This window comes from Planococcus alkaliphilus (assembly GCF_057031095.1).
The window spans coordinates 2,928,595-2,948,700 of the sequence record NZ_CM168060.1; the positions used below are offsets into that span (position 1 = coordinate 2,928,595).

Annotated in this window: 21 protein-coding genes and 1 riboswitch; all 21 genes read right to left on the minus strand. The window is 48.4% G+C overall.

Annotated elements, in window-relative coordinates:
- Positions 1-15 precede the first annotated feature (15 nt).
- The 21 genes from AC2EXB_RS15275 to speB all read right to left on the minus strand — a co-directional run bounded on the left by AC2EXB_RS15275 (position 16) and on the right by speB (position 20,106).
- Positions 16-1,152 carry an acyl-CoA dehydrogenase gene (locus tag AC2EXB_RS15275; RefSeq protein ID WP_483602215.1) on the minus strand — a complete coding sequence of 379 codons (1,137 nt, stop codon included), beginning with the start codon at positions 1,150-1,152 and terminating at the stop codon, positions 16-18.
- A 16-nt stretch (positions 1,153-1,168) separates the two neighbouring features.
- On the minus strand, positions 1,169-2,020 hold the full coding sequence (locus AC2EXB_RS15280; protein ID WP_052650662.1) for a 3-hydroxybutyryl-CoA dehydrogenase: 852 nt from the start codon (positions 2,018-2,020) through the stop codon (positions 1,169-1,171).
- A 2-nt stretch (positions 2,021-2,022) separates the two neighbouring features.
- On the minus strand, positions 2,023-3,219 hold the full coding sequence (locus tag AC2EXB_RS15285) for an acetyl-CoA C-acetyltransferase (RefSeq protein ID WP_483602216.1): 1,197 nt from the start codon (positions 3,217-3,219) through the stop codon (positions 2,023-2,025).
- Between the two features lie 390 nt (positions 3,220-3,609).
- Positions 3,610-5,748: a (Fe-S)-binding protein gene (locus tag AC2EXB_RS15290; RefSeq protein ID WP_235197105.1), complete on the minus strand. Its 2,139-nt coding sequence runs from the start codon at positions 5,746-5,748 to the stop codon at positions 3,610-3,612.
- Between the two features lie 303 nt (positions 5,749-6,051).
- Positions 6,052-6,744 (minus strand): alpha-ribazole-5-phosphate synthase, encoded by a 693-nt coding sequence (locus tag AC2EXB_RS15295; RefSeq protein WP_483602217.1) that lies wholly within the window; start codon positions 6,742-6,744, stop codon positions 6,052-6,054.
- A complete protein-coding gene (locus tag AC2EXB_RS15300) occupies positions 6,744-7,217 on the minus strand; it encodes an ECF transporter S component (RefSeq protein ID WP_483602218.1) in 474 nt (157 codons plus the stop codon). The genes AC2EXB_RS15295 and AC2EXB_RS15300 overlap by 1 nt, the downstream gene beginning before the upstream one ends.
- A gap of 1 nt (position 7,218) precedes the next feature.
- Positions 7,219-7,806 (minus strand): cob(I)yrinic acid a,c-diamide adenosyltransferase, encoded by a 588-nt coding sequence (locus AC2EXB_RS15305; RefSeq protein WP_483602219.1) that lies wholly within the window; start codon positions 7,804-7,806, stop codon positions 7,219-7,221.
- Entirely contained in the window at positions 7,803-8,213 is a 411-nt protein-coding gene (locus AC2EXB_RS15310; RefSeq protein WP_483602220.1) for a bifunctional adenosylcobinamide kinase/adenosylcobinamide-phosphate guanylyltransferase, read from the minus strand. The genes AC2EXB_RS15305 and AC2EXB_RS15310 overlap by 4 nt, the downstream gene beginning before the upstream one ends.
- The gene (locus tag AC2EXB_RS15315) at positions 8,165-8,758 is read right to left on the minus strand and encodes a histidine phosphatase family protein (RefSeq protein WP_483602221.1); all 594 of its coding nucleotides are present in this window, start codon (positions 8,756-8,758) and stop codon (positions 8,165-8,167) included. The genes AC2EXB_RS15310 and AC2EXB_RS15315 overlap by 49 nt, the downstream gene beginning before the upstream one ends.
- Positions 8,722-9,534, minus strand: coding sequence for an adenosylcobinamide-GDP ribazoletransferase (gene cobS / locus AC2EXB_RS15320; RefSeq protein ID WP_483602222.1), 813 nt, complete (start codon positions 9,532-9,534; stop codon positions 8,722-8,724). The genes AC2EXB_RS15315 and cobS overlap by 37 nt, the downstream gene beginning before the upstream one ends.
- Complete coding sequence (locus AC2EXB_RS15325) at positions 9,497-10,045, minus strand: bifunctional adenosylcobinamide kinase/adenosylcobinamide-phosphate guanylyltransferase (protein WP_235197111.1); 549 nt, start codon at positions 10,043-10,045, stop codon at positions 9,497-9,499. The genes cobS and AC2EXB_RS15325 overlap by 38 nt, the downstream gene beginning before the upstream one ends.
- On the minus strand, positions 10,027-11,106 hold the full coding sequence (cobD, locus tag AC2EXB_RS15330; protein ID WP_483602223.1) for a threonine-phosphate decarboxylase CobD: 1,080 nt from the start codon (positions 11,104-11,106) through the stop codon (positions 10,027-10,029). Before cobD ends, AC2EXB_RS15325 begins: the two co-directional genes overlap by 19 nt.
- On the minus strand, positions 11,093-12,046 hold the full coding sequence (gene cbiB, locus AC2EXB_RS15335; RefSeq protein WP_483602224.1) for an adenosylcobinamide-phosphate synthase CbiB: 954 nt from the start codon (positions 12,044-12,046) through the stop codon (positions 11,093-11,095). Before cbiB ends, cobD begins: the two co-directional genes overlap by 14 nt.
- The gene (locus tag AC2EXB_RS15340) at positions 12,043-13,503 is read right to left on the minus strand and encodes an adenosylcobinamide amidohydrolase (RefSeq protein ID WP_483602225.1); all 1,461 of its coding nucleotides are present in this window, start codon (positions 13,501-13,503) and stop codon (positions 12,043-12,045) included. Before AC2EXB_RS15340 ends, cbiB begins: the two co-directional genes overlap by 4 nt.
- Before the next feature lies 1 nt (position 13,504).
- The gene (locus tag AC2EXB_RS15345) at positions 13,505-14,482 is read right to left on the minus strand and encodes a FecCD family ABC transporter permease (protein WP_425023880.1); all 978 of its coding nucleotides are present in this window, start codon (positions 14,480-14,482) and stop codon (positions 13,505-13,507) included.
- Positions 14,483-14,489: 7 nt separating this feature from the next.
- On the minus strand, positions 14,490-15,467 hold the full coding sequence (locus tag AC2EXB_RS15350; protein ID WP_483602226.1) for an ABC transporter substrate-binding protein: 978 nt from the start codon (positions 15,465-15,467) through the stop codon (positions 14,490-14,492).
- 126 nt (positions 15,468-15,593) lie between these two features.
- Positions 15,594-15,779: riboswitch (cobalamin riboswitch) on the minus strand.
- A gap of 47 nt (positions 15,780-15,826) precedes the next feature.
- Positions 15,827-17,488, minus strand: coding sequence for an arginine--tRNA ligase (argS, locus tag AC2EXB_RS15355; protein WP_483602227.1), 1,662 nt, complete (start codon positions 17,486-17,488; stop codon positions 15,827-15,829).
- A complete protein-coding gene (locus tag AC2EXB_RS15360; RefSeq protein ID WP_483602228.1) occupies positions 17,485-17,895 on the minus strand; it encodes a YwiB family protein in 411 nt (136 codons plus the stop codon). Before AC2EXB_RS15360 ends, argS begins: the two co-directional genes overlap by 4 nt.
- Positions 17,896-18,034: 139 nt before the next feature.
- Positions 18,035-18,532, minus strand: coding sequence for an antibiotic biosynthesis monooxygenase family protein (locus tag AC2EXB_RS15365; protein WP_235197117.1), 498 nt, complete (start codon positions 18,530-18,532; stop codon positions 18,035-18,037).
- A gap of 34 nt (positions 18,533-18,566) precedes the next feature.
- Positions 18,567-18,878: a hypothetical protein gene (locus tag AC2EXB_RS15370; RefSeq protein ID WP_483602229.1), complete on the minus strand. Its 312-nt coding sequence runs from the start codon at positions 18,876-18,878 to the stop codon at positions 18,567-18,569.
- Positions 18,879-19,233: 355 nt separating this feature from the next.
- Positions 19,234-20,106: an agmatinase gene (gene speB / locus AC2EXB_RS15375; RefSeq protein WP_483602230.1), complete on the minus strand. Its 873-nt coding sequence runs from the start codon at positions 20,104-20,106 to the stop codon at positions 19,234-19,236.

Below are 20,106 nucleotides of genomic sequence, written 5' to 3' on the forward strand. Positions count from 1 at the left end.
TTTCATTTCCCCCAATTATTTTAATAGTTGCTTGCTGATAACAATGCGTTGAATTTCACTCGTGCCTTCATAGATTTCCGTCACTTTTGCGTCGCGGAATAAGCGCTCGACCGGATAATCTTCCGTATAGCCATAGCCGCCAAAAACTTGGATAGCTTCAATGGAAACGTCCATTGCTGCTTTGGATGCGAATAGTTTCGCCATTGAAGCTTGCTTATTGCAGTCTTTGCCTTGTGCATAAAGATCAGCCGCCTGGTAGACAAGCAATTTTGCCGCTTCCACTTGTGTTGCCATATCCGCTAATTTAAAGCCGACGCCTTGCTGCTGTGAAATCGGTTTGCCAAACTGCACACGCTCTTTCGCATAAGCCACCGCATGTTCATAAGCCGCTTCTGCGATGCCAAGTGCCTGTGCCGCAATCCCGATGCGTCCGACGTTCAAATTCGCCATGGCGATGCTAAAGCCTTTATTTTCCGTGCCCAGCAAGTTTTCAACCGGCACTTTCATATTATCGAATGTCAGCTGCACTGTCCGTGAACCGTGAAGCCCCATTTTCTTCTCATCTTTGCCGATGACCAAGCCCGGAAAATCCTTTTCCACAATAAATGCAGAAATTCCACGCGAGCCCGCTTCCGGTTTTGTCGACGCGAAAACGATATATGTATCCGCTTCTCCGCCGTTTGTGATAAATACTTTTGAGCCGTTTAAGACGTAATGATCGCCGTCCAACACTGCTTTCGTCTTTAAGCTGCCTGCATCAGAGCCGGCAGCCGGTTCTGTTAGGCAAAATGCCCCCAAATATTCGCCTGAAGCCAATTTCGGAACATAGCGCTGGATCTGCTCTTCTGTACCGAAGTTCAAAATCGGATTGGTGCCGACTGACGTATGGACGGACAAAATCACACCGACAACTGCACTGACTTTTGACAATTCATGAATGGCGCTGATATAAGAAGTAAAGTCCATATCAGAACCGCCGTATTTCTCAGGTGCGGTGATGCCCATCAAGCCAAGTCCGCCCATTTTCTTGATGATTTCGCGGGGAAATTCCCCTTCTTCCATCCGGTCGATAAATGGTGCTATTTCTTCTTTTGCAAAATCACGCACCATATTGCGCATCATCAATTGTTCTTCTGTAAATCGCAAATCCATTGCTGTTCCCCCTAAATTAGCTGTATTCATAAAATCCACGGCCCGTTTTCTTGCCTAACCAGCCGGCTTTCACGTACTGGCGAAGCAATGGGCTCGGACGGTATTTGCTGTCGCCGAATCCTTCGTGCAAAACTTCCATGATGTAGAGACAAGTATCGAGCCCGATAAAATCGGCAAGCTGCAATGGCCCCATCGGATGGTTCATGCCGAGTTTCATGATGTCGTCAATCGCTTCTTTCGTTGCGACACCTTCTTGCAGCGTGAAAATCGCTTCGTTGATCATCGGCATCAAAATGCGGTTTGCAACGAATCCAGGGAAGTCGTTGCATTCAACCGGCGTTTTCGAAAGTTTAAGCGTCATTTCTTCAACCGCTTGGTACACTTCATCAGAAGTTGCCAACCCGCGGATAATTTCAACCAGTTTCATGACCGGTACCGGATTCATGAAATGCATGCCGATCACTTGCTCTGGCCGGTTCGTCACTGCTGCAATTTCCGTGATTGGAAGCGACGATGTGTTCGATGCTAAAATCGCATGCTTCGGCGCCACTTCATCCAGCGTTTTGAAAATGCTGTGCTTGATTTCCATATTTTCTACTGCAGCTTCGATGACGATATCTGCATCATGGGCATCTTTCAAATCAAGAGATGGTGTAATGCGGCCGAGAACCGCTGCTTTCTCATCTTCCGTCATGCGTCCTTTTTCAACGTTGCGGGATAAGTTTTTCGTAATCGTCCCGATTCCGCGGTCATAAGCTTCTTGTTTCATATCATTCAGTTTCACGTTAAATCCAGCTTGTGCACAAACCTGTGCGATGCCTGAACCCATTTGGCCGGCACCGATTACCATTACGTTTTGAATCGCCATTGTCAGTTTGCCTCCTGTTTCGGTACTTCAATCATGATTGCATCGCCTTGGCCGCCGCCTGAACAAATAGCTGCGATGCCAATTCCGCCTCCGCGGCGCTTCAACTCATACGCGAGTGTCAGGATGATGCGTGTTCCGCTTGCTCCGATCGGATGTCCAAGCGCAACCGACCCGCCGTTCACATTCACTTTTTCAGCATCCAACCCAGCAATTTTCGAGCTTGCCAGCGCCACTGCTGCAAACGCTTCGTTAATTTCGAATAAATCGATTTCCTCTAGTGATCTGCCCGTTTTCTTCAATAATTCGTTGATGACAATTCCTGGAGTTTCCGGGAAACGGTGCGGCTCAATCGCCACTTCCGTATGCGCCAAAATATGTGCCAACGGATTCTTGCCTTCTTTTTGAGCGCGTTCTTCGCTCATCAATACGAATGCTGCGGCACCGTCATTGATTCCTGGTGCATTCCCAGCTGTAATCGTGCCGTCTTTTCCGAATGCCGGCTTTAATTTCGCAAGCGCTTCGATCGTTGAATTGGCACGTGGTGCTTCATCAAAATCAACTGTTATTGAATCGCCTTTACGCTGTGGAATTTCAATCGGTGCGATTTCATCGGCAAAAAGGTCTTTCGCTTTGATCGCCCGTTCATGCGAACGCACGGACCATTCGTCTTGCGCTTCACGCGTCAAACCGAAATCTTCCGCAGTCGAGTTGCCGTATGTTCCCATGTGCACGCGGTCCGGGTGGAACGAACAAGACAATCCGTCGTGAACCATCCCGTCAATCATTTGAGCATCGCCCATGCGAAGCCCCCATCGGCCTTTCGGCAAATAGTACGGCGCATTGGACATCGATTCCATGCCGCCTGCCACGATGACTTCTTCATCCCCTAAGCGAATGATTTGATCCGCAAGTGTCACGCTGCGCATGCCGGAAGCACACACTTTATTGATTGTTTCCGATTTGACGTTATAAGGAATCCCCGCTTTTTTAGCTGCCTGGCGGGAAGGGATCTGCCCCTGTCCTGCTTGAAGCACGTTGCCCATGATGACTTCTTGTACTTGTTCCGGCTCAATGCCTGCTCGCGCCATCGCTTCTTTGATCGCTGCTGCCCCAAGCTCGCTTGCTGTGAGCGTACTTAAATTCCCGCCAAACTTGCCAAATGCTGTCCGTGCCCCTTCGATGATCACTGTTTTTGCCATTTTCTTTTCCTCCCCTTCGTGTAGGTGTAAACGGTTTCATAGCGGTATAAAAAAATTCATTTATGAAAATGAAATTGGGTTATACATGAAGATAATTGGTTTGTTTCTGCGTCACTTCGCTGCTTCGAAACATGAAAGTGCGTTGCATCGCTGCGCTAGCTTCGGCAAACCGTTTGCTCCTGCATCGCTGCGCTAGCTTCGGCAAACCGTTTGCTCCTGCATCGCTTCGCTGCTTCGTCGCAAATTTTTCCGCCGCATTGTGATGCGGCGGAAAAATTGACTGAACGCTCGCTCGGATTTTGGTTCAAAAGAAAAGGGAGTGGTTAGACTCCCTTTCATTTCTGTTGCTTATGATTCTATCTTATAGAATTTTTGTTGTTTTGGCAATAATTATTGAACGATTGCCGGTTCTAGTTCTGGTGTCTGGCTGCCGATGACTGCCATTTCCAGAAGTTCTGCTACGTCGTAAGTGCTGACGGTTTCTTCTACTTCTTTCGCTTTCGTTCCATCCGACAACATCGTCAAGCAGTACGGGCATCCAGATGAGATGACGGTTGGGTTTACTTCCAACGCTTGTTCCGTACGCGCTACGTTGACGCGGTGTCCAGCATCTTCTTCCATCCACATCAATCCGCCGCCGGCTCCACAGCACATGCCGTCTTGGCGGTTCCGGACCATTTCGACCAATTCGACGCCTTCGATCGATTTCAAAATCTCACGCGGCGCGTCGTAGACGTCGTTATAGCGGCCCAAGTAGCAAGAATCATGGAATGTGATTTTTTCATTTACCGGGAATTGCGGTTTCAGTCTGCCTTCTTGCACAAGTTCAAACAGCATTTCCGTGTGGTGGTAGACTTCCGCTTTAAAGCCGAAATCCGGATATTCGTTTTTGAAGATATTGTATGCGTGCGGGTCGATCGTCACGATTTTCTTGATCTCCGCTTTTTCGAATTCTTTGATGTTCGCTGTTGCAAGTTCCTGGAATAGGAATTCATTTCCTAAACGTCTTGGCGTATCGCCGGAGTTCTTTTCTTTATTGCCGAGAATCGCGAATTTCACGCCTGCTTCGTTCATCAAACGGGCAAACGATAACGCGATTTTCTGAGAGCGACTGTCGAATGATCCCATCGAACCTACCCAGAATAGGAACTCGAATTCTTCGCCTGCTTTGTTCATTTCTTTTACAGTCGGGATTGAGATATCTGGACGTGCATCTCTCCAGTTCTCTTTTTCTTTGCGGTTAAGGCCCCAAGGATTCCCTTGCTTCTCGATGTTTGTCATCGCGCGCTGAGCGTCTTTGTCCATCTTCCCTTCCGTCATTACAAGGTAACGGCGAAGGTCGATAATTTTATCCACGTGCTCGTTCATAACCGGACATTGGTCTTCACAGTTACGGCAAGTTGTACATGCCCAGATTTCTTCTTCTGTGATAACGTCTCCGATCAAGCTTGGGCTGTAAAGTTCGTCGATGCTAACCCCTTCAGCACCGGCAGCCATTGCCAACTGGTTCCCTTTTGTTCCGTTGAATGCAAGTGCCGGAACCCATGGTTTTTGGCGTGTCATAACTGCGCCTGTATTCGTCAAATTGTCGCGAAGTTTCGTAATCAAGTCCATCGGAGACAGCATTTTCCCTGTTCCGGTTGCTGGACACATATTCGTACAGCGCCCACATTCTACGCAAGCGTAAAAGTCGATCATCTGCGATTGGCTGAAGTCGGTGATTTTGCCGACGCCAAATGAAGGCATCGCTTCCTCGTCTTCTTCGTCTTCCATCTCTTCAAAATTGATCGGTTTCAAGCGGCCCACGTGGTCCACACGGTGGAACCAAGTATTGACCGGTCCGAAGATTAAATGTGCGTGCTTTGATTGCGGTACGTAAACTAAGAATGTCAGAAGGAACAATAAATGCGCCCACCACATTACGTAGAAAATCGCAGCAGCTGCTGTTTCAGGAAGTCCTGAGAACAAAGTGGCAAATACAGAAGCTACAGGCTCTGTCCATGCAGTTTCGTGTCCAAGCCAAATCATGCTGGCACCGTTCCCAACAAGTACGGAAACCATCAATCCACCGATGAAGATCAGCACTAATCCGGATTTCCATCCGCGTTTCAAACGCACCAATTTCTCGATGTATCTTCTATAGAACGCCCAAACCACTGCAACCAAAATCGTCAATGTCACGATTTCCTGGAAGAATGTGAAGGCTGGGTATAACGGTCCTAGCGGCAAATGTGCTCCAGGCACAAGCCCTTTAATGATGAAATCGATGGCGCTTGCCTGCACCAATAAGAACCCGTAAAAGAACATAACGTGAATCGTTCCGCTCTTCTTATCTTTCATCAATTTCTTTTGGCCAAAAACGTTGACCATGACTTTGCGCAAACGCTCTTTGAAATTTTCTTCAAACTCGACTTTCTTTCCGAGCTTGATGAAGTCGTAGCGCGTTTTCAGCAAATAAATAAACAGATAAACTGCATATCCCAAAATGGCTATGAAGAAGACCCAGTTCGCAATGAGCAATGGCTCCATGATGTTATCCCCCTTTTTTATGTGTAAATTCCAAAAATTCCTTAAGCAAAGTGTACGTGAACCCTTTTTAAATGTCGATGCTAAGTCTAGTTTAAAATATGAATGAGCATTCAGTCAACTGTTATTTGAAAGGGGTTTCATCTTTTTATTATACACAGGCTCCAGTTGAATAAAAGCTTTTTCTGGAATCGCTCTCATCGGCTTGATATCAAGGGATCCAGGATTGTGCCAGATATTTAAATTTCGAAATTGCTGCACGTGAACCTTGGGGCCGAATTATTGCCCATAGAAAAAAGCAGCGTCTTAAACGCTGCCTTCTTCCCGTTCTACAATCAATGGTTCAAAAAATTTACCGAAAAACAGAGCGGCTTCCTTTGTCCGCTCTGTTTCTAAACCGAGCAGTACGCAGCAGGCCGGACCAGCGGATACATCCAATTGAACAGCTGCAGAAACGGCTGCAGTTGCACCGAATAACTGCCGGGCTTCTGCTTCAATGCCTTTGGAGCCAATTGGCCAAATCCTTTTGACGAGTCCGCTTTGGATGGCTGCGCGGATTTTCTTCAAATCCGCAACCGCTTCTTTTTGTGCAAGTACAGCTTCACCGACGAGCGGCTTCCCGTAGACATACCATTGCAGTCCTTCCGAAACGAAGTGACGCTGCTGCCGGCCAAGCATCGTCACCGCAATGCCGGATTGCAGCGTCGCCATATTCGTCTCGGAACTTCCACCGATTTGCGGCACGTCCATATCTGCTTCTCGAAAAATTTCTTCGATGCCAGCCTTATAGGAAGCCCATTGCGCATCCCCGCTGAAATTGTGGACGAGTACAGCTTCCGGTTCACTTCCGGCCGCCCATTGTTCAAGCAATGCAACACGGGCTGCAAATTTTGCAGTTAGCTGGTCCGGTGCATTGACTTCATCCAACTCCTTGCCGCCGATTCCCGCTGAGTTATCAGATGTAATCACCCAGCCATCCAGTTCGATCCCGTTTCGCATCAGCTCACCTTCTCGCCAACTCGGAACATGAAGGGCATAACGACTGCGGCAACGCCGGCGTTAATCGCTGCCGCAAGCAAGAGTCCTGGAACAGAAGCATAGAAAAATGCGGGAGACAATAAAAAATAGAACGGGATGGCGGCGATGATTCCATTCCCTATAACAAACGCCGGCCATCTCAATTTATTCCACCTATGTTCACTCATCTTCGCAAACAGCCAAACAACCGCAAACATTTCAAACGCGATCAGAAAGTGAAATGGACCGAGCGGAAAACCGCCGAGCATCGCAGATAGTAAATGGCCGGCCGCAGCCACTGTCCCAGCAAGCGGGGCTGACAAAAATAAGGCGGCAATTAACGCCGGCATGGAATCGAGTGCAATAGAAGCGATGCCGACTGGAATTTTCAATAAGCCGCCGATTGCAGATAAACTGATAAATATAGCAGTGAGGGCAAGCGTCTTTGTCTTCATATTAATCCTGCTTTTTCGCACGGCCGCCGTTTTTGAAAACTTTTGCACTTCTGACGTATTCGTTATCCGGCACTCCTGCACGCGAATTCACCACACGGGCTGCTGCAAACAAGTAATCGGACAAGCGGTTCAAATAGCGCTGCACGACCGATGGAAATTCTTCCCCTGATTTCATCAAAGTCACTGTTTGCCTTTCTGCCCGGCGTGTGATTGTCCGTGCGATGTGCAAAGTGGCTGCAGCCGGCGATCCGCCCGGCAAAATGAAACGCTCGAGAAGCGGCGGCTCTTCCATCAAATCATCAATGCGTGATTCCAACACTTCCACCGGCTGTTCGGTCATTTTGTAATTCGGCTCTTTCCGGACATCTGCAAGATCCCCGCCGCAATCAAACAATTCGTTTTGGATGGCTTCCAGATCAGCCAACAAGTCGGCGTACTTTTCTGCATCCAACTCTGTCATTGCTTTGCCGATAAACGAATTGACTTCATCAATCGTTCCATAAGCTTCAACGCGTGGTGCATCTTTATCCGCCCGCGCCCCGATTAAACCCGTCTGCCCTTTGTCGCCTGTTTTTGTGTAGATTTTCATCTTTCATCCCCGCCTTTTAAGTTTTGTGGTATGCCGTACCAGATTCGTGTAATTTCAGTCGCTTCGGAGAATAAAAATTGATAGATCCTGCCGAGCACATCGCGCAGTTCGCGTTCGAGCGGATCGATCGGTACGATTCCCCGGTTCATTTCGGTTAATACCCAAATCAGCTTATAATTTTTGTACGTAGACAGCATCTGTTGGATTTCTTCACGAATTTGGAATTCGGAAATCCCATTGCCCAATTGGATTTTGATGCGGTGCTCAATTCCAGCGACCACTATTGTTGAAAATACAACCGAACCTTTTGGAAGTTCGCTTTCCAACCATTCCACTTCCTGGCCAGCAAAACGTTTTTTTACGTATTCACGTTTGCCATTAAAGGCACCGCCGAAAACGATGTGCATAATTCCCCCTCCTCCATGGCTTTCCGGTTTTTCCATTCCAACGTAATTTGGCGCCCGTGCTGCGCAGTTTGCTGTTGGAACGGCTGTCCCATTGCTCTCGCCAATATATATCGAATGGGTCCTCCGTGCGTCAAAATGGTGAATTCATCGCCTTCCGGCAAAAATTTTAACGCCTTTTCAATCCGTTTCGCTAGCTGCTGCAAGTTTTCTCCATTAGGAGGTGCCAAGTTTAGCGGATCGTCAATCCAGTTCCGATACAATTCGTCGTTTTCGAGTTCTGCATAGGTTTTCTGCTCCCAATCGCCGAAATGGCATTCGCGCCAAAGCGGCGACGGGTGATAACTCGCATTTGGAAAAAGAAGGGCTGCCGTTTGCTTGCATCTTTTCAGATCACTTCCCCAAACGGATGTCTGCGAAGAATTGGGTTCTGCTTTAAACGGCAACACCGCTTCATCAGTCCAGCCGATATATTGTTTCGCCTGGTTTCCTGCGGTCGGTGCATGCCGGATCAGATGAAGAATAAAAGAATTGCCCATAATAGCCATTCCGTCCCTTCTATATAAGCTCCAAACAAGTCTCCCGTCGCCCCTCCGAAATGGCGCTTGCACCAATTCCGGTAAAGCCCTAAAGAAATGGCAAAGGCGAGAGATAAAGCAATAGCTATTTTCCAGCCAAGCAAGATGACCATCCCGCTTAATGCGATTGCTAAATATAGGGCCGATGCTGCAAGCAAACTTTTTTTATTCGCTTTATTCTGAAAAAAGAATGCAAGGCCCTCTTCTTTTGCACTGCCAAGCGTATTGAACAGCAGCAGAAGACCCGTTCGGGACAGGAATGGGAGGAATAAAACTGCAATGAGTGAAACCTGGTAAATAATTTCCGAAATAATAAGGATTTTCCCGATTACTGCAAATAGCAGCACCATCGTCCCGAATGCACCGATACGGGGGTCGGCCATGATTTCAAGCCGCTTTTTCCGGTCCCGATAAGAGAAATAGGCATCTCCGACATCCGCCAAACCGTCCAAATGCAAGCCGCCTGTTAAAATAACGAAGAGAACCGTGATGAAGAATGCGGCAATTAATGAGCTGAGTTCTGTGAAATCCCTGAATACGAGCGCCGTAATTGCTGCTGCACTGCCAAAAAACAATCCCAGAAAAGGCAGAGCCGCATACATTGCGGTGATGTCTTTTCTCTCCATCGGCAATTCCTTTTTAACCGGAATGGCAGAGAAAAACTGAAAAGCCAGTGCAATTCCATTCACTACATGGCGCATCTTTTCATCACTTCCTTTTTTGGGCCATGCCATTTTCCATTTCATAAGCTTCGTCTGCTTGTGCAGCGATCCAAATATGGATTCTCCCGAGCCAGCGCTGATACGTATCGTCCCGGACGAAATCATCCAACACTTCATTCGAGACAATAACCAGCAGTTTTGTCCGGCACTGCAAACTGTGGATCGTGTTCTTCAAATTGGCCCATTTTTGCTCCATACATCCTGGCTGTCCGGCACACGAAGCCCCTTTTTCCCAGCCTTCGTATAATTCATTGGCGAGCCAGGTGGTGGCGCAATCCCATAAGACCGCGTCGCCGTCTTCTATAAATGGAAGCGCCTTTTCCAAATGCAAAGGCTGTTCGATGGTGATCCAATCTTGTTCTTTCCGGTCCTCCTGGTGGCGATGAATTCGCTGCACCATTTCCGGGTCATGCGCTTGCCCGCTCGCCAAATAAACTTTGCGAGTCCCAGCTGACCCTTGAATTCTCCGTTCAGCCCACGCACTTTTCCCGCTGCGGACACCTCCGCTCACAAAGATCAATTGTCCATTAGCCATCTGCCGATCGCCTCCTGCAATTGATCCATTTGCGCAGGTGTCTTCATGCCGATGCGAAACCATTCGCCATCCATTCCCCGGAACGATTTGGTATGCCGAAGAACAAAGCCTTGCTCAAGAAAATCGATGAAAAACCGGCAGGAATCTTTTTCTTCCGGCAGTTTGAAAGATAAGAAATTTACTGCGGATGCACTCACCTTGCATTGAACGCCTTTTAAAAAGGCTGCCATGCGCTCCCGTTCTTCATTCGCCGAAGCAATTACTCGCTCCCTGTAAATCTGTTCCTTAAAACATTCGGCTCCGATTTGAGCGGAAATGGCGTTGACATTCCAATGCGCCGCTCCTTGTTTTAGCGCCTGCATGATTTCCGGGGTGCCAATTGCATAACCGAGCCGGAGTCCGGCAATCGCGTACATTTTTGTCATCGACCGGACGACGATGGTTTTAGGGTAAGACGATTGGCGCGGAATAAATGAAAAAGCTTCTCCCGCAAAATCGATGAAGGCTTCATCGATCACCAATTCACATCCCGCCTTCTTGCATGCTTCAGCAATAGATTCCATCTGCGGCTGTTTAATCAGAAGGCCTGTCGGGTTATGCGGGTTGCAGATATAGACAGCGGCACAGCCAGCAAGAGAAGATGCCAATAATTCGATATCAAGCTGCCAGTCATTTTCCTCCGTCAATTGGACGCTTATGATTTGGGCTTCTTCCGCTTCCAGTGTTTTTCGGTATTCGGAAAAAGCCGGTTCAATAAGCACCACTTTCTTTTTCTGATACCGGCGTGCTAACCATGTAAAAATTTCAGCAGCACCGTTTCCTGTAATCACTTGTTCAGTTGAAACCCCATGGAAACTGGCAGCGGCGCTCCGAAAAGGTTCACCTTCCGGATCCGGATAACGTTCAATCAATCCATGCATGGAATGCCAAGAGTTCCGGATGAATTCTGGCGGACCAAATGGATGGACATTTTCACTGAAATCCAAAATCCGCTCCGGACATTCGATATTCAATTGCTGGTAAAGCCGGTGTGGATTTGCTCCATGGTCAGGCAATTTCAAAAATCATCGCTCCTCCTGCAAATAAAATGTAAAACCAAAAGACAGCTAGATGCATATGCGCCACTGTTTCTTTAATATGATGTGCTTCCAGTTTAAAAATTGGCGTCCCCATTCGCGCACGAACGGATTGGACCCCTTTGTAAGTATTGATGCCGCCTAGTTCGATGCCAAGCTGGATGGCAGTCGCAGCTTCTAGCCAGCCACTATTCGGACTTGGATGTTTCGGAGCATCGATCAGCCATTCAGCAAAACGCTGACGTAAGGTGAGCCCTCTTTTATTTCGCGTAGACAATAGAATAATCGCTCCCGTAATCCGGCTCGGGATAAAATTCAGCACATCGTCCAATTTGGCAGAAGCATAGCCGAATCGGCTAAACTGCTCGTTTTGATAACCGACCATCGAGTCGCACGTATTGACCGCTTTATACATCCACAGCCCGGGTGCACCCAGCAAGAACGCCCAAAACAAAGGAGCCGTGACGCCATCGCTTGTATTTTCGGAAACGGTTTCGACTACGCCTCTTGTGATTTCGCTTTCGTTCAAGTGCCTGGTATCCCGACCGACAATCCAGGATAGCTTTTCGCGTGCTTTTGAAAAGTCCTTCCGCAAAAGCGGCTGATGCACTTCTTCTGCTGCCTCCTTCAAGCTTTTTTGTGCGAGTCCTACCGCGATCAATACAGCTTCAACAAAGAAGCCCACTATTCCGTGCACTTCATAAGCTAAGCTGACGATCAGATAAGCAATCGCAAAAGCACCGCCAGCCATTAAAGCGACTAGCAAGAAACCATTGCGAAACGCATGTGGCGCACGGTTCAACTTTCGAGTCAGCTTCATAATGAGCGATCCGATCCAGCGAACCGGATGCGGCCAATTCTCGGGATCTCCGATGATTCGGTCGATTAAAATACCAAGGGCAATGGCTAAGACATGCGCCGTCATTGCCGTTTCGCCTGCCGGTAGGATTCAAGCGCTTCCAACGTACATTCAAATACACCCGTACCGATCAATTTGCCCAGTTCCGTAATCGGCCCGGCATAAGGCAAGTATTCGCCTTGCTGAGTAGCAGAGACGAGGCAGCTGTCTGTAGATGTTCCGGTAGCGATCGTGCCCGTCAATGGATCTTTTACCTCTTCTTGATGAAGCGCTTTCGTCTTGGCTTCTGTCGCTGTTATCATCGCCTGGATAAACGCTTCATCCGATAAATGGCCATTGACCATAATCCACGTATTGATGGTGCCGACGCCAATTTCCCGGTCAACCGCCCTTGAGACATCGACGGCATTTCCGACACCTGCAGTCACGGCAATGACAACCGATCCGAAATCTCCCTGATATTCTTTCACAACCGCATGTTCTGTTCGGACAGCCGTCATCATCCCGACTGTTTCTGTCGGCTTATAGCCTTTGCTCTCAATGAAACCGGTCATTTCCTGGACACTGTCGTCGATATTATAATCCATATCCACGTGGCGGTTGATAAAGGTACGGAACCAGCCCGCTCCCGCATTAATCACCGCGGAAGAAACGGTTTTCAAAGGCATTTCACTTTGGTAGACGACCATTTCAGGAGAAACCAGAAAATCGGCTGCTGCTATTTTAACAGCGGCTGTTTTGCGTTCCACCCCAGGCAGTAAAGTAATCTGCGGCTTTGGAAGCTCTGGATGGGGATGATTGCTGACGCGTGTATGGTAAACCGCTTCGATATCTTGTTCCCGCACAACTTCGTGCGGTTCGCCCATGCGGACAATCTGCCCTTGATCCAATAGCAAGAGCTGGTCGCAATACATGGAGGCAATATTGATGTCATGGAAAATCGAAACGATTGTCAGATTTTTTTCGATTGCCTGTTTTTTAATCGTGTCTAATAATTCCTTTTGGTGGTTAATGTCCAAATGATTGGTTGGTTCGTCTAATAATAGAACGCGGGCATTTTGGGCTAGAGCTTGCGCCACAAAAACACGCTGTTGTTCTCCGCCTGACAGCTGGTCAATTTGCGTCTTTTCATACTGGCCGATATTCATCAGGCGCATCGCTTCTTGCACTTCGCTTTCATCTTCCGCTGACCAGGAAGAAAACCAGCCGCTTTGATGCGGGTAGCGGCCAAGCGAAATCGTTTCACGGACCGTATGGGCAAAAGCATGGGCGTGAAGCTGCGGCAAAACAGCCATCTCTCTCGCTAATTCTTTTGCTTGGAATGCGCCAATTTCTTTGCCGCCGATTTCGACTGTCCCGGCAGTTGCCGGCAATACCCCGCTGATCAACTTCATTAAGGTCGATTTGCCGCTGCCGTTCGGACCTAAAATGCCGAGCATGGTTCCTTTCGCTACGGAAAAAGAGACGTTCTGGACAATATTCCGATCCCCATATCCGCCGCTTAAGTTGTTTATTTTCAACATATTATGCCACTCCTTTGCGTTGGCGGAAAAAGATAAAAGCAAAGACCGGTGCACCGATAAAGGCTGTGATCACGCCAATCGGAAGTTCCGTCGGCGAAATGATCGTACGTGAAACTAAGTCACAGACGATCAGCAATGCGGCTCCGTTGATAAAGGACAGCGGCAGCACATGGCGATGGTCCGATCCCCACAGCAAGCGAACCATATGCGGAACCACGAGCCCGACAAATCCAATCGTTCCGGAAACGGCAACGGCTGCACCAGTCAGAACCGAACCGCTGACCAAAATCATCATTTTGCTCCTTTTGATATTGACGCCGAGATGCTGTGCCCGTTCTTCCCCAAATAGCATGGCGTTCAACTCTCTGCGGTTCAGCCATAACAGAAACGATCCGATTAAGAGAAACGGCAGCGCCATCTGCACATAAGGCCAACCGCGCATGGAAACTGAACCAAGAAGCCAGCCGATAATCTGGCGCAGCTCTTCCCCCGTCAAAGCAATCATCAGAGAAATGACCGAGCCGAGAAAAGAGCTGAAAATGATTCCAGTCAAAATCACCGTTTCCATCTTCATCGAACGGTCCACTAATTTGGCAAATGCCATGACAGCCAACATCGTGGCCAGCGCGCCCGCCATACTGATGACCGGTAAGGTGAAAATTCCTAAAAAAGGAATGGTAATGCCGAAAAAGAGCGTCGTTACGGCACCTACTGAGGCGCCGGAAGACACTCCTAACGTGTAAGGATCGGCCAATGGATTTTTCAACAGCCCTTGAAAAGCTGCCCCCGCAATGGCCAGCGCCGCTCCGACAAGGCCTGCCAAAACCACACGCGGCATCCGAATATTCCAAAGGATATTAGCTGCTGTTTCATCCGAAGATGGATTCCATAGCACCCGCGGCGAAATCGTTACCGTGCCGACCGTTACACCCAACACTACAGCTCCCGCCAATAAAATGAGGGATATCGTGTAGGCGATCAGGTTTTTATTCACCGTATACCTCTGGATATACTGCTCGTGCAAGCTCCAGCAATCCTTCTATCACTCGTGGGCCTTGGCGTGTCAATTTGTCCGAGTCGAGGTTATAAACCGCCTCGTCTTGTACTGCCGTGATTTCAGCAAAACCATTGCGTCCCATGATGAGCTCGACCGCATTTGGTACGTATGCTCCTTCAGTAGTAACAATTACGTCCGGATTGCTGCTGACGATCGCTTCCGGATCCATGCTGACCCATCCTTCCTGATCGCCGGCGATGTTTTCAGCATTGATCGTTGACAGCATTTCGTCTATGAACGTGTCCGTTCCGGTCGTATAGATTTCCGGCGTACTTCCCACTTCGACAAATACTTTTTTCGGTTCTTTTACTTCTGCAGACATTTCTTCGATTTCGTCCAATTGCGCTTCCATCTCTGAAATTTGCGCATCCGCTTCTTCCATGGTGCCGGTCGCTTGGCCGATGATGGTCATCGTTTCAAAAACTTCATCGAAAGTGGCCGCTTCTTCAACTACAAATACATCTAGGCCAGCATCTCGAAGCTGCTGCAACCCCGCGTCTCCGATTCCTAAATTCGATTCATGCGCTAATACGATATCGGGCTGCAGGCTGATGATTTTTTCCACATTGAATTCCTGTCCGCCAATTTTCTCAACGCTTGCCGCTTCTTCCGGATAATTATCAAAATCGGAAACCCCGACCATTTTTTCACTCAATCCCAGTTCATAAGCGATTTCCGTATTAGAAGGCACCATCGAGACAATCGCATCCGGCTCTTCTTCAATCACCACTTCTTCGCCGACAGCATCCGTCAAAGTCACCGGGAATTCAACTTCTACCACCTCTTTGGGCGGTTCTGCCGGTGTTTCTATGTCCTGTTCTTCTGCCGGTGCCGCCTCTTCCCCGCAGCCTGCCAGCAGCAAAGCCGCCATACCCGCACTCATTCCAAACTTCCAAAACTTCTTCATTGCTGTATCCCCTTTTCTCTTGTTGGTATTATTGCGTTCGAAATAAAAAATCCCTCCGCATAAAACTGCGGAGGGATGAAAGGACGGCATAATAAAACTATGCATCCAGCCGGTCCTCGCAGGCTTATGGGGCGTTTCATAAAGGCAGGTCTCCTGGCTCGTGCTCGGCGCTTTCTGTTCCTTCCCGGAGTCTTGCTCCAGTGGCATCAACAGATTGCTCACACTTACAGTGGCGGGACCGCGCCGGATTCGAACCGGCTTCCCTTTTAACTTATGCTGTTACACATAGGCACCTTTATGATTTCAACTATTCAATTGATTCATTTTCATTATACATATTCAGTTTAAAAACAGAAAGTTTACATTTTATCCGGTGCAGAAACGCCGATCACTTTTAACGCATTCGCAATCGTCGTTCTAACTGCTGTAATTAATGCCAGACGTGCACGCGTCAAATCTTCATTCGTCACATCCAATACTTTATTGGCATTATAGAAGCTGTGGAAGTTCGAAGCAAGATCTTGGATGTACGTCGTGATGCGGTGCGGTGCACGCAGCTTTGCGGCATCGGCAACCACTTTCGGGAAATCGCCGATTTTCTTCAAGACATCCACTTCTTTTTCTGATGACAATAATTCCAGATGGTCAGTTGAAGCTGTGAAACCTTGCTCTTCTGCCTGGCGCACAATCGAACAGATGCGGGCATGTGCATATTGCGAATAGTAAACCGGATTTTCGTTGGACTGGGAAACGGCCAAATCCAAATCGAAGTCCATATGCGAATCGCCTGAGCGCATCGCGAAGAAGTAACGGACTGCGTCTAAGCCGACCAGCTCAACCAATTCACGCATAGTTACCGCTTTGCCGGTACGTTTGCTCATCTTCATCTTCTCGCCGTCTTTGTAAAGCTGGACCATCTGCACGATGTTCACTTCCAACGTGTCGCGGTCGTAGCCAAGCGCTTCGATTGCCGCTTTCATACGCGGAATATAGCCATGGTGGTCAGCGCCCCAAATATTGATCAATTTATCAAATCCACGCTGCAATTTATCTTCATGGTAAGCGATATCTGGAGTCAAATACGTGTAAGATCCGTCGTTCTTGATCAATACGCGGTCTTTATCGTCTCCGAATGCCGTTGAACGGAACCATGTAGCACCGTCTTCTTCATAGACATGGCCATTTTCGCGAAGTTTTGCTAATGCTTTATCGATTTTGCCATTTTCATAAAGGGATGATTCCGGATACCACACATCGAATTCCACGCGGAAATCCGCAAGGTCTTTCTGAAGCTTCGCCAATTCCACTTTCAAGCCGTGTTTGCGGAAAGCTTCAAAACGCTCTTCGTGCGTCATCGCAACAAATTTATCGCCGTGTTCTTTTACAAGATCTTCCGCGATATCTTTGATGTCTTGTCCGCGATAGCCGTCTTCCGGCATGCTGTCGCCTTTTCCTAATGCCTCAAAATAACGGGCTTCGATCGAAAGCGCCAAATTGTTGATTTGGTTTCCGGCATCGTTGATGTAATATTCACGTGAAACGTCATAGCCTGCAAGGTCCAGTACATTGCAAAGCGAATCGCCGACAGATGAACCGCGGGCATGGCCAAGATGCAAGTCGCCAGTCGGGTTTGCTGAAACGAACTCGACTTGAATGCGTTCGCCTGCGCCGGAATTGGTGCGGCCGTAATCTTCCTTCTGCTCCAATACGGTTTTGACGACATCCAGTAAATAGTCTTTCTTAATCGTGATATTGATAAAGCCGGGTCCTGCAATTTCCACTTTTTCAATATTCGCTGATTCTTTATCCAGGTTTTCCACAATCGCTTCCGCAATCGCACGCGGTGCTTTTTTAGCGATGCGCGTCAATTGCATGGCGATATTCGTTGCATAATCACCATTCGCTTTGTCTTTTGGAGATTCTAAATGGATTTCCATTGGTTCGGTTGTTAATTCGGCTTTTTGAACCGCTTCACTGATGGCCAATTTGATGGCCTGTTGAACTTTTTCTACTGCATTCATGATTTACCCTCCGTAAATTGTATTTCCATTTCGTATTCCCCGACATGGGACGAGCCCATTGCCAGATCGTATCGAACTTTGAAACGCGTATCGCTTGCTGACAATTCGTGCGCTTTCGTCGTCAGCATAAAAGACCCCTGTTCGTTCGTTAAATTCCCCGTTTGCTCTTTATGTAATAAAAACGGCAGGCGCATCTGCAAGCCTCCGCTTCTCATGATTACTGCTTCATCATCGCTGATCTTCACTGTGGTTCGGATGCTGAGCTCTTCAAGCTGCTCTTCATATTGCAAATAAAGCCGGTTATTTTTAACCGTCATTGTGCCTTCCGACCGCATTTCCAACACTTGCTCTTCAACATCCGGTTGGCGGATTTTAGTTATCAGTTTGATTTTCACGAATTTCTTCAAAATGCTTCCGCCTTCCTGTCGATTGATAACCTTTATATTATAGCCTGTTTTGCACTGGTTTTTCAATTAAGTTTGGGATAGCTCGCGGCACCGCATAAAAAAATGGCGCACAGCCATGCTGCGCGCCACTTGGAGCCATTTATCGCGTATACGTTTTAACGAAAGAAGGGCGCGGAAAAACATTCGGGCGCTTATCAATGCCTTCTGCTGTGCCGCGTTTCGCGTGGGCATGGCTATAGGCTTGGGACTGCTGCCAGTTTGTAAACGATTCTTCATCTTTCCACAAAGTCAAAATGATATACGTATCCGAATTTAGCGGTCGAAGTACCCGGATCGCCGCAAACCCCGGCTCTTCTTCCACTTTGCCGGCGCGATTTTGAAAGCGCGCTTCAAACAGCTCGCGTCCTTCCTCAGTTACCGGAATGTTGTTGAAGACCGCATAAAAGCCGTCATTGATATCACCGACTGCGTTCAAGATCTGAAATGCTTCAAACCCTTGCGCCGATGTGCCATCTTCCGCTTCAAACAATACCGTTGCCTCTTCGCCGTCCACCAAATAAATCAATCGCGAATTCGGCGAGGACGCAAGGATCGATACCCCCTGGTCGCGCGGTCCAGTCCACTTATATAATTCCATCGTCAGCACCTCTTTCAATATTTTCTCTCTCATCTTACCGTTTCTTTTTGAAAGATTCTATTTTGCAGGTCTTACGAGCGAGTTTTGTGTTTTTATGAGCGACTTTCGCCATTTTATGATCATTCACCAAGAATCTGCATTCCGCCGTCCGAAAAGTTGCCGAAATAAAAAACGGCCTGGAGATTTCCAGGCCGTTTCCACTTTTCTTATTGTCTAGCTCCAACGGCCAGCCCCTCGAGGTCTTAAGTCGTCTCGCCTGTGCGGCAAAAAGCGCCGCTTCGGCAATCCGTCTTAAGCTTGTCACGGCTACACGGCCGTTTCCGCTTTTCTTATTGTCTAGCTCCAACGGCCAGCCCCTCGAGGTCTTAAGTCGTCTCGCCTGTGCGGCAAAAAGCGCCGCTTCGGCAATCCGCCTTAAGCTTGTCACGGCTACACGGCCGTTTCCGCTTTTCTTATTGTCCAGCTTCGCCGCCTAGCCGCTCGAGGTCGCTTCAGTCATATCAGCAATGGCTGAAGAACGCCATTCCCGCTCTGACTTCCAGCGCTTGTCGCGGCTGTCGAGGCGGCTACGCTTTTCTTATTGTCCAGACTCCAACGGCCAGCCCCTCGGGTCATAAGCCAAACCAGCTGTGCGGCAAAGAACGCCGCTTCGCTGATTCGTCTTATGCCTTTCGAGGCTAACGGGCCGTTTCCGCTTTTCTTTATTTCACCCAGCCTAAAATCATTTCGCGCAGCAATTTGCTGGCGGTGTTGGCTGTTTGGTCGGAGTGGTCGTAAACCGGAGACACTTCCACCAAATCGAAACCGACGACATTGACGCCTGAAGCGGCGATGGCGTGGATCGATGCGAGCAGTTCGCGGGAAGTGATGCCGCCTGCGTCAACGGTTCCAGTACCCGGTGCATGCGCCGGGTCCAGGACGTCGATGTCAATTGTCACATAAACTGGGCGTCCGGAAAGTGTCGGCAACACTTCTTTTAATGGTTCCAATACTTCGAACATGGAAATGTGCATGCCGTTTTCTTTTGCCCACTGGAATTCTTCTTTCATGCCTGACCGGATGCCGAACGAATAAACGTTTTTCGGTCCGATATGATCTGCGATTTTGCGGATCGGCGTCGAATGCGAATATTCTTCGCCTTCGTAGTTTTCGCGAAGATCGGTGTGCGCATCAAAATGGATGATCGCTAAATCATCGTATTTGCTGGCCACTGCTTTCATCACCGGAAGCGATACTAGATGTTCGCCGCCCATGCCGATTGGGATTTTATTGTCAGCCAATAAGGTATGGATATACGTTTCGATTTCAAGCAGCGATTTTTCCGGGTTGCCGAATGGCAATGGGATATCGCCGGCATCGAAAAATTTCACGTCATCCAGTTCACGGTCCAGGTAAGGGCTATACTCTTCCAGGCCGATCGACACTTCACGGATTTTGTTCGGGCCAAACCGGGAACCGGGACGGTAGCTGACTGTCCAGTCCATCGGCATTCCGTAAAGGACCGCTTTCGATTCTTCATAATTCGGATGGCTTTTGATAAATACTTTTCCAGAATACGTCTCGTCGAAGCGCAT